Source organism: Vibrio sp. ZOR0018 (assembly GCF_963865925.1).
GTDB lineage: Bacteria > Pseudomonadota > Gammaproteobacteria > Enterobacterales > Vibrionaceae > Vibrio > Vibrio anguillarum.
Map to the genome: position 1 here is coordinate 1 of NZ_CAWMCN010000099.1, position 12494 is coordinate 12494.

Here is a 12494-nt window from a genome sequence, read left to right on the forward strand (position 1 = left end):
TATTAGCCTCATAACAATATATCCTTTCCTCCCGTTTTAACTGTTGATTCATTTTTCAGATCCATTCTTTGATCACGTGAAAAGTGAGGCATAAAAAAATCCAGCCGAAGCTGGATTTTTAATTTAAAAGTTAACGACTTAACCAAGCAAACCAAGAGCAGCATTAGGCGCTTGTTTAGCTTGTGCCAACACTGAGCTTGATGCTTGAGAAAGGATCTGCGATTTAGTCAAGGCAGTGGTTTCTTTCGCAAAATCAGTGTCTTTGATTCGGCTCTTAGAAGCATTTACGTTTTCGTTGATGTTATCTAAGTTGTTAATCGCATGGTTGAAACGGTTTTGGAATGCACCCAGTTGAGCACGATGGCTGTCTACAAATTGCAGTGCCGCATCAACAATGGCAACTGATTCTTGCGAACCACCTACAGAGGTGACATCAATGGTATCGACTGTCACATCTTTTGCCGCTTGGAAACTCAGTTCACCCGCTAAGCTGCCACCAAAGGTTGCTACGCCATCAATACGGTTGCTATCAGTAAAGATTTGCAGTTTGCCTTCATCGTCAACAGAAGCTTTTAACATGTCGGTTTGACCATTGATGTAAGTGGCCAACTCTTCGATGTCATCGCCATCTTTTGCACTTAGGTTGATGGTTTGCTCGCCAGTACGTTTGTCAGTCAACGTAATGGTAAGGTCATTAGCACCCGCTTTAACGGTCCAATCTTTATCTTGTCCATTTGCCGCTTGGTAACTCTTACCGCCCATCATTGCGTTGTCGCTGCGCATATTATTTAGGCTTAGCATGACCGCTTCACCGTTATCCGCACCGATTTGGAATGATTTCGTCTCAAAAGTACCATTGAGCAACTTATTACCACCAAACGATGTAGTTTCAGCAATACGGTTGAGTTCGTCATTCAGCGCGGTGATCTCTTCTTGAATCGCTACGCGGTCGGCTTTCGAGTTCGAACCATTTGACGATTGTAGAGATAAGTCACGCATACGTTGCAAAATATTGGTGGTTTCGTTCATTGCACCTTCAGCTGTCTGCGCAATTGAAATGCCATCATTTGCGTTGCGCACGGCAACATCTAAGCCTCTGCTTTGAACGTTCAAACGGTTAGAGATTTGCAAACCTGCTGCGTCATCTTTTGCGTTATTAATTTTGAAGCCTGATGATAAACGTTCCATTGATAACTGTTGCGCATTGCTAGCACTGTTTAGGTAGCGTTGTGCTGTCATAGCTGAAACGTTAGTGTTTACATTAACCGCCATAGTGGTTCTCCTATTGATTTTCCGACTTAGCGTCATAGACAAACGGTTTCCGACGTCTCGGAAAACCAAGTAGTTCTCTCAAAGTACTATTATTAGCGACTGCGGTTAGGAATCCTTTAACGGGAAAACGACGATTTCGTAAAAAATAGCCAATATCGATTAAAAGTGGGATAAACGCAGCAAAACTGGCTGAAATACAAAAATAGCATTAAAGATTTGACGCGATTGGTCGGCTTAAGAAGAGCATTGATAAGAGCAAGAAGTTATAGATAAAGAAAAGCCCCTTTTCCTTTGAGAGAACCGGGGCTAGTTGGTAGCCAGAGCCAATGTGGAGATCAGAGAAATGAACACATTACCGACTGACCGGGGCGTATGATTATCTATGACTATAAAGCAGGGTACATCTTGAGAGAGCTTTATATTCGGCCATAATCATACTTTGCCAAGGATTCCTTCACCTAACCCACGTCTGAGCTGTTGGATGAAGGGTCCTAACATTACTGCAATAGTGACATTGCAGAATTTGGCAACTGTTTTGCTTGAGCGAGAATCGAGGTACCCGCTTGTTGCAGAATCTGTGCTTTCGTCATTTGCGTGGTTTCTTTCGCAAAATCTGTATCTTTAATTCGACTGTTGGATGCTTCAACATTCTCTTGGATATTGGCCAAGTTGTTGATGCTATGGCTTAAACGGTTTTGCTTCGCACCGAGCTCTGCTCGTTGTGAATCCACATATCTCAACGCAGCATCCAGAACGCCCACTGCATTTTGAGAGCCACCAACTGAGGTGATATCAATATCTTGAACCGTCGTCTTAACGCCCGGTCCGCCGTTTAGGCCAAGTTCGGTTGCCAAACCACCAGAGATGGCAAGGTCACCTTGTAAATTCGGTTCTGCGGCAAAAATTTGCAGTTTACCGTCTTGATCAACCGATGCTTTAAGCTTATCGGTTTGACCATTAATGTAAGTCGCTAGCTCTTCAATATCATCGCCATCTTTGGCTAACACATCGAGAGTAACAAGCTCACCTGCCTGGGTGGTGAATTCAAATTTCAAATCACGCGCGCCCGCTGGCACTCCCCAATCCTTGTCCTTTCCTTGCTCTGCAAGGAACGATTGGCCACCCATACGGAAGTCATCAGCACGTATGCTGGTAAGCCCCATAATGATCGCCTCACCTGAGCTCGCACCAATCTGGAACGATGCTTCACCGAACGAACCGTTGAGCAGTTTACGTCCACCGAATGAGGTCGTTTCTGCAATACGGTTTAACTCATCTTGCAAGGCGGTCGACTCTTCATCCAAAGCTTGTCGCTCTGACGCCGAGTTGGTGCCGTTTGCTGATTGAAGAGCAAGATCACGCATACGTTGCAAGATACTGGTCGACTCATTCATTGCCCCTTCCGCGGTCTGAGCAATCGAAATACCGTCGTTGGCATTACGCATTGCCACATCTAGGCCACGAGACTGAGCGGTTAAGCGGTTTGAAATTTGTAAGCCTGCCGCATCATCTTTAGCGCTGTTGATTTTATTACCTGATGATAAACGTTCCATCGAGGTATTTAATTCACCCGTCGCTTTATTAAGGTAACGCTGAGCAGTCATTGCTGAGACGTTAGTATTTACTGTAATGGTCATAGTTTGCTCTCCTAGTGAGTTCGCAAGCTTTTTGCGAAGCGGCCAGCTTTACTCTCATTTGGAAGCACTGACCGTGAACTTGCTAAATCCGCTATTTGCCGATTTAAAAACTTGTTGTATCAACTCTGATATAGACAATTCAATTAGTATGCCAACTTTTAAAACATCTGATATTAAAATTAATATTCTTTGTTTTTTAATCACTTAGAAGAAATTCATTCATTCTATCTTTGTGAGTGAGCATCCAGTTTTTTCTCGTTAGCAACAGAGTTGCCACTTTCGTTTGCCGCTCTATTGCCTCTTTATCTCTCGATAATAGATGAGCAATTTCCAGGCCAATTTTTCAACACATTCCACTCTTCGCGCATATGGCTTAGCACATAAGGCATTGAAGATTAGATATAGTTGAAAAGGGTCAAATCTTTCGTTTTACCGAAAGCCAGTTGTGAAGCCTGCAACGCACGTGAATTCTCATTAAATTCAATCACCGCTTCTGCGTAATCGAGATCTTCAAAGTTACTTTTTGATTTCGCTAAACTGATTTTGAAATCTTCATGCTGTTCTTGTTGAATATCTAAAGTGCTCAAGCGTGCACCGACATCAGTACGCACTTTATTGAGATGAATAAAGGCGGCATGAAACTCTTCCGTAATTTGGTGCAGTTTCGCTGTCGTCGATGCATCCGATACGGAGCCTTGTGAGAGCTCAATCGCGTCTTTATAGCTATCAAATAAGGTAAAGGTTGAACGCGGCTCTAGGCTTAACACATCACCTTTCGAAATTTGCCCTTTTACGTGCACCGTCAGATCTTGATATCGAATGCCTTTTTGTGGATCAAACTCATCGGCCTGTACCACGCTGCCATCTTTCTCTAATTGGTAACCATATTTGCCGTTAGCCATATCAACAAATGTCACGGTATAGCGCGATGTATCATTCGAGTCTAAATTGGTTGCGCGCTCGAGCAGTAACTCTGAACCTTCGTTTAATTGATAGTTTGGTTCGTAGTTACCAAACGGGTTATCAATCTCCATAAACACTTTATTACCCGGATTATTGAACGGGATCTCTAAGCTGTTGGAGATACGCATTTTGCGCTGATAATCATCGCCGGAATAAGTCACGTTACTGGCATTATCTCTAAAGAAAGGCTGATTCTTCGGCTTGGTTCCAGCAAACATGTAGTTACCGGACTCATCTTGCGTATTTGCTAGTTCAATTAAGTTGTTGAACATCTCTTGCAGCTCACGCGCTTTCGCTTCTCTATCTTCTGGAGAGAATGAACCGTTAATCATTTCCATAACAGTACGCTTTGCCTCATCGGTCGAGCTTTCCGCATTGGCAATGATTACTTCTTGATGTTCTAAGCGGTTTCGAACCAGCACTATTGCATCAAGATATTGGCGTAATTGCTCTTCTTGCTGCCCTACTTTTTGGATGTAATGAGTGGCTAATGGACTATCACTGGCCGAAAGCAACTTCTTACCCGACGCTAGCTGCGCTTGGTTATGATGGATCTTTGATTCTTGACGGCGCATATCGTTTTGCACCGATTGATAGTTATGGAAGCTCGATATTCTGGTTAACATTTATCGCCTCCTATCTCAGCTGCAAAATCGTGTTGAAAGTATCATTAGCCACCTGCATGATGCGTGAGGAAGCCATATAAGCTTGTTGGAACTTCATCATGTTCGCGGCTTCCTCATCAAGGTTGACTCCGGAAATGGACGCAATGCGCTCCTGCGCTGACTCTTTTTCAAGCCTGGCCACGTCACTTAAGCGTGACGCGGTGGCCAGCTGCAAACCAAAATCAGTATTGAGATCGTGATAAACCCCGAGCACGGTCGTTTCACCGTCGTTGAGTTTTTTCTCCGTTTGAATTTGCTGCATCTTACGTAAATTGCCGTTATCACCTTCTGAGGGGACAAGGTTTGCCGTAAATTTATCATTGGGTAGCGCGCCAGCCGTCAATTCAAACGTTGTACCAAGCACAGTAATCGAATTCGATGGTGGGTAGGCCTGTGGTTCTAGCAGCACGTTGCCTTTGGTATCCGTGACCGCAAATTGATCGCCCGTTGGTGAGATCACCACTTCAAATTCACGCAACCCACCTGCCGATAAAATATTAAATTTTGCCTGCCCTTGGGCAAAAGTGGTGGAGGCTTCATAACTTTGTGCGGCAATGGCTGTCGGATCGTTGGTCGCCATTTTCATAATAGCGGCACCATTACGCGTTGGACGCAGCAATATGCGCTCCCCGGCTTGAGGGGCGTTGCGAATCTCAACTCGCATTCCATCTAAAAATAAACTGCTGCCAACGACCGGAACGTTAACCCGCTCGCCCGTTGGCTTTAATACGGTATAATTGCTGCCGTTGTACTGTAGGGAGTATTCACCACTTTTCAACGCTGAAGTATCTTCGATATAGACCGCCATATCGGCTTTTGAATTGCCAGCGATGATCGCTCGCGAGCGGGCATTGACTTCAGAGTTCACATCCGTAAACAACGCTCTTCCCACATTGCCACGTAAGTCCAAGCCTTGTGATTGCAACTTGTTAACTTCATAAGAGAAAGATGTTGCCATGCGGCCAAGTTCATCCATTAGGTAAGGAATGTGCTTATCTCGCATCGTAAACAGAGCACTTAACTTACCGCCAATATCCTCAGTGGTAATGGTCTTGATCCCTTTGCCTTCAATCATGGCCAAGCGGCGCTGACTCACATCAGGATAACCATCAACCATCTTCATTTGGCTGGCTTCTGTACCTGAAACGAGCGTGTGCCCACTCCCGATATGGATGTTAAACCCTTCAGCATTTTTACGTGGCGTCACAGTGACCTTAGTGTATTCAGACAACTCAGCCACCAATTTTTCATGCTGGTCCATTAAGTCATTGTGAGGACCAGGAGTGCGCATCATTAAGCGTTGTAAATCTCGCAGCTCAAGCGCCAATTGGTTAATACGCTCAACGGCAACATCTAGCCCTTTGTTGGTCGCATCAGATTGGCGGCGAATGTTCTCGTGAAAATCATTCATGTTTTGAGTGATCAGATCCGCTTTCTCAAGTACAACTTTACGCGCACCTACATCATTCGGGCTGTCGGCGAGGGTTTTAATCGCATCAAACCATTCGTTTAAGTTTTCAGGGATTTTTTTCGAGGCCACTGACGACAATAACTTTGAGAGCATATCTAAATTTTCTTCGTCGTCACGCTTAAAGGAAAAGCTGGTGGTAGATAGGTTTAATTCATTAACGGCAAATTGATCCCATGAGCGGCGAACTTTTTCCACATGTACGCCCATACCGTAGGTTTCACCACCGTATTGGCGAGGTGTATTGGTCCCTTGGATCACAGACTGACGGCTGTAACCTTCTGTATTAACATTAGAAATGTTATGACCTGTGGTGCTGAGTTGTCTCTGAGCGGTAAGTACACTTTGGGTACCTAGATTCAGAAGATCCGACGCCATACTGCCCCCGAAAACCTAATCAAATCAGTGGTTACTGAATATCTAAGTTAGTAATTGCAATATGTATGCCAAAGGAGTTTCAAAGAGGAGATTAGACAAAACAAAGGAAAGATAAAAGCCAGCAAAGCTGGCTTTAGAGGGGTTATTCCATTGCTTCAATTTGAGATTTTACTCTCAGCACTTTTTCAGCATAGTACGGGTCCGTCGCGTAACCAGCAGCGTGCAGGCCACGAATGAAAGACTCATCGCTGCCATTATGGTTCAGCGCCACGGTGTAGCGCGGATTGTCATTGAGAAAACGAACATAGTCATTAAAACTGTCTTGATAATTTCCATAAGAACGGAACGCAGCTTTTTCCATCACGGGTGTATTATCATGATATTCAAGAGTTTGCGTCGCCACTTTCTCACCTAACCAACTTTTATCCGCTTTGATGTTGAATAAGTTATTACTGCTACCACGAGCATTTTGAACAACTTTTTGTCCCCATCCGGTTTCTAATGCCGCTTGAGCAAGTAGCAGTGAAGAGTCAACACCTAATGCCCGCGCTGCTTTTTCAGCATAAGGTTTCATTGAAGCTACAAACGCTTGCGGCGAATCAAATCGACTCGATTCGACCTTGCTAGGTTCGATCGTTTCTTGCGTTGAGAGGCGGCGGTTGTTACTGCGTTCGATACGGCGCATGGCTTCTTGGAAACCATCTTGCGTCGGGTCGGTTATTGATGGATCGTTTTTCGAGGTGCCGTTAGCCTGACTGAGCTGCGCCACAATCATATCGGCAAGCCCTAAAGAACCGGAGGCACTGAGCTCGCTCGACATTTGTTCATCAAGCATTTGTCGATAGAAATCTTCGTTTTGGCTGTTGAACATCTCAGATTTAAAATCGGCATTGGCGTCGCGCATCGATTTGAACAACATTGAGGTAAAAATCGCTTCAAACTGTTTGGCTGCGGCCTTGAGCGCCGCTGACTCGCCTTCTTTATCACCGGTTTTTGCTTGCTGACGTAGCTTATCTAAGCTAGCAATATCATGAATAAAGCCAATATCATTGGGATTATTAATCATCTTCCTCTCCTAGATAATGATCAGTTGGCCTTCAATCGCGCCAGCTTGTTTCAATGCTTGCAAAATCGCCATCAAATCTGAAGGAGCTGCTCCCACTTCGTTGACCGCGCGCACTAAATCATCCAAGGTCAAACCCGGTTCAAATTTAAACATTTTACCTTGTGCTTCAGACACTTCTATTTGGCTATTAGGCACCACAGCTGTCTGACCACCCGCTAACGCATTGGGCTGACTGACATTCAAATTCTCTTTAATGGCAACAGTCATACCACCGTGCGTCACCGCAGCAGGTTTTAAGCGCACATGCTGGCCGACAACAATAGTTCCCGTTCGTGAATTAACGATAATTTTGGCTGAGCCATCCGCTGGATCAAACTCAACATTTTCGATTGCAGAAAGAAACGCGACGCGCTGCCCTACATCTCGCGGTGCACGGATACGTACTGACGTTGCATCAACCGCGGTCGCCATCTCTGGGCCTAAGAAGTTATTCACTGCATCTGCCATACGTTGCGCTGTGGTGAAGTCAGATTCAAGCAAATTGAAGGTAATAAAATCGCCACGGCTAAAAGGTGTTGGTACTTCGCGTTCCACCATAGCACCGCCTGAAATCAGACCAACCGTTGGGTTATTGCCGACAATTTTAGAACCATCAGCACCGGTGGCACTAAAACCACTGACCACTAAATTACCTTGGGCCACGGCGTAAATTTGACCATCTAACCCCTTAAGGAAGGTTTGCATTAGAGTGCCGCCACGTAAACTTTTAGCAGAGCCGATAGAAGAAACGGTGACATCGACACTTTGACCTTGCTTGGAAAACGCCGGCAATTCGGCCGTGACAATCACGGCGGCAACGTTCTTTGTTTTCGGTTTAGTGCCCGGCGGCAATTGAATGCCGAAATTTTGCAACATGGCGTTAAAACTTTGGTCGGTGAACGGTGTCGATTCACCCGTTCCCGGTAGCCCAGTGACTAGACCATAACCCACTAATTGGTTACTCCGCACGCCCGCAACTTGAGAGACATCTTTGATACGGGCCGCTTGTGCATGGGTTGCGATGAGCAACAGACTTAAAACAAGCAGGGTGAATTTTTTCATGGTCTAGTACCTTAATTTCTACGTTTCTTTACGCCAGAACTCCGGCGTTACAGAGAGACATTAAAGAATCGTGCCAAGAATCCAGGTTCTTGCATATCTTGGTTGGTGCCTGTACCTGAATATTGGATGCGTGCATTAGAAATACGAGTAGAAGCAATGGTGTTGTCAAAGTCGATATCATCGGGACGAATGGTACCGCTTAAGCGAATGTATTCATCGCCAGTGTTCAGTGTGAGCCATTTTTCACCACGGATGACTAAGTTGCCGTTGGCGAGCACTTCAATCACTTCAACCGTGATCGAACCAGAAATACTGTTACTTTGGTTGGCTGCAGAACTGCCATTGAACTTGTTGTCATTTTTCAACGCATAAGAGAAATTATAATCACCCACAGTGAGATCTTTACCGCCGACAGCGAGTGGGTCCATAGACGCATCATTGGATTTGGATAGATCCGCATCAGCACTCTTGGCCGCTTTAGTACTTTCATCAAGATTGACGGTAATAATATCGCCAATGCCACGCGGTTTTGAATCATCATAAAGACTGTTCATTTGTGCCAAATTAAACAGTGAACCGGTTTCCGCGGCATAATGTTCTGGTTTCTGTTTTGGATGAATGGGGGCCCATGCAGGATCACCGGCTACGGGATCGGAACGCTTACGCATTGAGTCCAGTAAACCAGAACCTTCTTCTGCAGACTTATCCCCTTCAACCGCGTCCACCACGGTTGTACCTTGAACCACTTCAGGAGTATCGACCGGTGGCGGCATTAACGAGCAACCAGACAAAGCAGTAACCAATACAAGACTCAATAGACGTTTCATCGCAGCATTCTCTTAGTTAATGATTAGAGTTGTTGGTTCACAAAACTCATCATCTTATCGACTGCTGAGATGACTTTTGAGTTCATTTCGTAAACGCGTTGCGCTTCAATCATGTTGACCAACTCTTCTGTGACGTTCACGTTAGAGGTTTCAAGCATGGATTGACGAACATCACCGAGGCCGTCAAGCCCTGGTACCCCTTCTTGTGGATCACCACTAGCACCGGTCGGTAGATACAAGTTTTGACCAATCGGCTCTAGACCGCCTGGGTTGATAAAATCAACCGTGGTAATTTGTCCAACCACTTGGTTATTTTGCTGACCACGAAGCCTGACGGACACTTCACCATCATTACCCACAGTAATAGAGATTGCATCAGGTGGAATAACAATTTCCGGCTCTAAATTATATCCAGCACCGGACGTCACAATCGCCCCTTCGTCGTTGAGGGTAAATTGACCATTTCGGCTATAAGCGATATTGCCATCTGGCATCAGGATTTGGAAAAAGCCGTCACCTTCAATCATCATATCGAGGCTATTGGTCGTGGTTTGTACGTTGCCGTGGGTATGCACTTTTTGTGTTGCCACGACTTTAGAACCCGCACCAAGCATCAAACCGCTTGGCAGTTTGGTATTTTGCGAAGATTGACCGCCCGGTTGATTAATATTTTGATAAAACAGATCTTCAAATACCGCACGACCCTTTTTAAAACCAATAGTCGAGGCGTTCGCTAGGTTGTTTGAGATAGTGGCAATATTGGTTTGTTGGGCATCAAGCCCGGTTTTACTTACCCATAATGCAGGTTGCATAGTAATCTCCTTTAACGCTTATCAGCTCATACGAAGTAATGAATCGGACGATTTGTCCATCTCTTCTGCGGTGCTCATCATTTTGACTTGCATTTCAAACTGACGTTGTAGCTCAATCAAGCTAGTCATCTCACCCACCGCATTGACATTACTGCCTTCCAGCGCACCTTTTAATAGCTTTACGCTAGCATCTGCTTCGAATGCTGCATTAGGATCTTTAGCACGGAATAAACCATTCGTATCTTTGTATAGGGATTGATTATTGGGTCGAACCAGTTTAATTCGGCCTACCACTTCCATCGCATCGGCTGGAGCGCCTTGCGGACGAACGGAAATAGTACCGTCATTACCGATTTCTACTTTACTCAATGGAATAGGTAGAGTGATTGGCGCGCCCGTTCCATCTAGCACTAGATGGCCGCTACCATTTATGAGCATGCCATTTTGGTCAATGCTTAGGTTGCCACTGCGGGTTAACCCCTCTTTGCCGGTTTTATCCATCATGGAAATCCAACCGTCACCTTGAATGGTGATATCGAGATCGCGCCCTGTGGTAATGACACTGCCTTGCGCAAAATTATGTCCCGGACGTTCTGTCATGCTAAACACGCGGCTCGGTAACCCTTCGCCATAAGCTTGCATTGAGCGAGCTTGCGCCAAATCAGCACGGAACCCCGTGGTACTGACGTTTGCTAAATTGTTCGCTCTTAATTGCATGGCTTGCATGTTTTGCTTTGCGCCACTCATGGCGAGAAACAGTGCGCGATCCATAATCTGCTCCAATAATCATCGTTCGATCATTAAAAGCAATTGACGTGCCAACTTATATTTAAACTAAAAATCAATATGTTAAATGCAATTGCACAAAAAATAGGGAGGATATAACGAAGATTGCCGCAAACAGATGGCAACAATACCAAGCTAACATTGCCGCTAACTTGGTATTGCCATTGATGACGTTAAAGGAATTAACGGATCTGTAGTATGTTTTGTTGTAGCTGGTTGTGAACTTCAAGCGCACGCGAGTTCGCTTGGAAGTTACGCTGAGCAGAGATAAGATCCACCAGCTCTTGAGTCATATCAATGTTGGATTGTTCAATAACACCATTGCTGATGGTACCAAATGAGCCTTTGTTTGATTCACCCCAAATTTTATCACCGGAGAATTGAGTCGAATCCCACTGCGTACCACCTTTTTTATCTAAGCCTTGTTCATTGGCTACGCGGACAAGCCCCACACGTCCTAGAATGGTATTTTGACCATTTGAGTAAGTGGCTAGCACACTGCCATTTTCATCGAAATCGATCTTCGTCAAAAAGCCCGTGGTTGCACCATCTTGTACAAATTTAGTCAACTCAAATGGAGCGGCAAATTGCGTAGCCGAATCGAGACTGAACGACAATGTTTGGTTAGCATCCGCACCGTTGAGTTCAACTGGGTTTGCCCCCAAACCTAAAGGCTCGGTTACAATTTGCTGACCATTATTCATGCTGGCTAGCGTACCATCATTATTAAACTTCATGGTATGCCCAATATGACCCGTCGGCGTAGTAGCATCACCACCAACTACATTGATTGGTTTCTCACCAGTTTTATCCGTCACGGTGTAATAGGTTTGCCATGTGTTAGCTTGCGTCTGATCTTTGAGGTAATAGGATGTCAACTTATAAGGCTGACCCATCGAATCGTAGATCGTAGATGAGGTGGTACGGTTGTACGTCTCAGGATCAGTAATATCAAATAAGGTTGGGTCTTTTAACTTACCATTAGCTGGCAAGTTCGCGCCAAGTTCAACATTGGCTGTCTGTTTAGGTTTACCAAACTGAGCAGGAATATTGATAGGTTTTGGCTCATACGAAAGAACATCACCAGTATCAGGGTTAACATCATAGCCAAGCAAAAACTCGTCATTTGACGTTACCATGTAATCATTTTTATCGAGGTGGAAAGCACCATTTCTGGTCAACTCATTTTGTTGAGGCGTCAGCTTATCTTTCGCAACCGCAAAGAACCCCGTTCCCGCAACGCGCAAGTCCATCGGGTTATTAGTATAAATACTGGAACCTTCGTGGAATTGTTGTGCCACTTTGTTCGCCTGAACACCTTGACCAGGAGTCGTTTTGGAGTTGGTAAACAATGAGGTTGAGTAAACATCACCAAACTCAGCACGCGACTCTTTAAAACCAAAGGTATTCGCGTTAGCAATGTTGTTACTGGTGGTGTTCAGATCTAACTGAGCTGCGGATAAACCGCTTAATGATATATACGACATTCCAAAATCTCCTATCTAGCTAGCATATCTAC

General features: G+C 45.0%; 10 protein-coding genes. All 10 read right to left on the bottom strand.

Annotation, left to right across the window (positions count from 1 at the left end; genetic code table 11):
- Positions 1–138: 138 nt before the first annotated feature.
- A complete protein-coding gene (locus AACR75_RS06465; RefSeq protein WP_026029038.1) occupies positions 139–1272 on the bottom strand; it encodes a flagellin in 1134 nt (377 codons plus the stop codon).
- 497 nt (positions 1273–1769) lie between these two features.
- On the bottom strand, positions 1770–2909 hold the full coding sequence (locus AACR75_RS06470) for a flagellin (protein ID WP_017045944.1): 1140 nt from the start codon (positions 2907–2909) through the stop codon (positions 1770–1772).
- 395 nt (positions 2910–3304) lie between these two features.
- Entirely contained in the window at positions 3305–4498 is a 1194-nt protein-coding gene (gene flgL / locus AACR75_RS06475) for a flagellar hook-associated protein FlgL (RefSeq protein WP_013856259.1), read from the bottom strand.
- A gap of 10 nt (positions 4499–4508) precedes the next feature.
- On the bottom strand, positions 4509–6383 hold the full coding sequence (gene flgK / locus AACR75_RS06480; protein ID WP_017045945.1) for a flagellar hook-associated protein FlgK: 1875 nt from the start codon (positions 6381–6383) through the stop codon (positions 4509–4511).
- Between the two features lie 142 nt (positions 6384–6525).
- A complete protein-coding gene (gene flgJ / locus AACR75_RS06485) occupies positions 6526–7449 on the bottom strand; it encodes a flagellar assembly peptidoglycan hydrolase FlgJ (RefSeq protein WP_017045946.1) in 924 nt (307 codons plus the stop codon).
- Between the two features lie 9 nt (positions 7450–7458).
- On the bottom strand, positions 7459–8550 hold the full coding sequence (locus tag AACR75_RS06490; protein ID WP_013856256.1) for a flagellar basal body P-ring protein FlgI: 1092 nt from the start codon (positions 8548–8550) through the stop codon (positions 7459–7461).
- A gap of 47 nt (positions 8551–8597) precedes the next feature.
- Positions 8598–9377 (bottom strand): flagellar basal body L-ring protein FlgH, encoded by a 780-nt coding sequence (flgH, locus tag AACR75_RS06495; RefSeq protein WP_017045947.1) that lies wholly within the window; start codon positions 9375–9377, stop codon positions 8598–8600.
- A gap of 23 nt (positions 9378–9400) precedes the next feature.
- Positions 9401–10189, bottom strand: coding sequence for a flagellar basal-body rod protein FlgG (flgG, locus tag AACR75_RS06500; RefSeq protein ID WP_010319379.1), 789 nt, complete (start codon positions 10187–10189; stop codon positions 9401–9403).
- Between the two features lie 21 nt (positions 10190–10210).
- Positions 10211–10960 (bottom strand): flagellar basal-body rod protein FlgF, encoded by a 750-nt coding sequence (gene flgF / locus AACR75_RS06505; RefSeq protein WP_026027903.1) that lies wholly within the window; start codon positions 10958–10960, stop codon positions 10211–10213.
- A gap of 197 nt (positions 10961–11157) precedes the next feature.
- The gene (gene flgE, locus AACR75_RS06510; RefSeq protein WP_026027395.1) at positions 11158–12462 is read right to left on the bottom strand and encodes a flagellar hook protein FlgE; all 1305 of its coding nucleotides are present in this window, start codon (positions 12460–12462) and stop codon (positions 11158–11160) included.
- Positions 12463–12494: the final 32 nt, after the last annotated feature.

Coding starts and splice junctions, on each gene's coding strand:
- flgG (WP_010319379.1), bottom strand. CDS start 10,189: ATGCAACCTGCATTATGGGTAAGTAAAACCGGGCTTGATGCCCAACAA.
- flgH (WP_017045947.1), bottom strand. CDS start 9,377: ATGAAACGTCTATTGAGTCTTGTATTGGTTACTGCTTTGTCTGGTTGC.
- flgF (WP_026027903.1), bottom strand. CDS start 10,960: ATGGATCGCGCACTGTTTCTCGCCATGAGTGGCGCAAAGCAAAACATG.
- AACR75_RS06465 (WP_026029038.1), bottom strand. CDS start 1,272: ATGGCGGTTAATGTAAACACTAACGTTTCAGCTATGACAGCACAACGC.
- AACR75_RS06490 (WP_013856256.1), bottom strand. CDS start 8,550: ATGAAAAAATTCACCCTGCTTGTTTTAAGTCTGTTGCTCATCGCAACC.
- flgK (WP_017045945.1), bottom strand. CDS start 6,383: ATGGCGTCGGATCTTCTGAATCTAGGTACCCAAAGTGTACTTACCGCT.
- flgJ (WP_017045946.1), bottom strand. CDS start 7,449: ATGATTAATAATCCCAATGATATTGGCTTTATTCATGATATTGCTAGC.
- flgE (WP_026027395.1), bottom strand. CDS start 12,462: ATGTCGTATATATCATTAAGCGGTTTATCCGCAGCTCAGTTAGATCTG.
- flgL (WP_013856259.1), bottom strand. CDS start 4,498: ATGTTAACCAGAATATCGAGCTTCCATAACTATCAATCGGTGCAAAAC.
- AACR75_RS06470 (WP_017045944.1), bottom strand. CDS start 2,909: ATGACCATTACAGTAAATACTAACGTCTCAGCAATGACTGCTCAGCGT.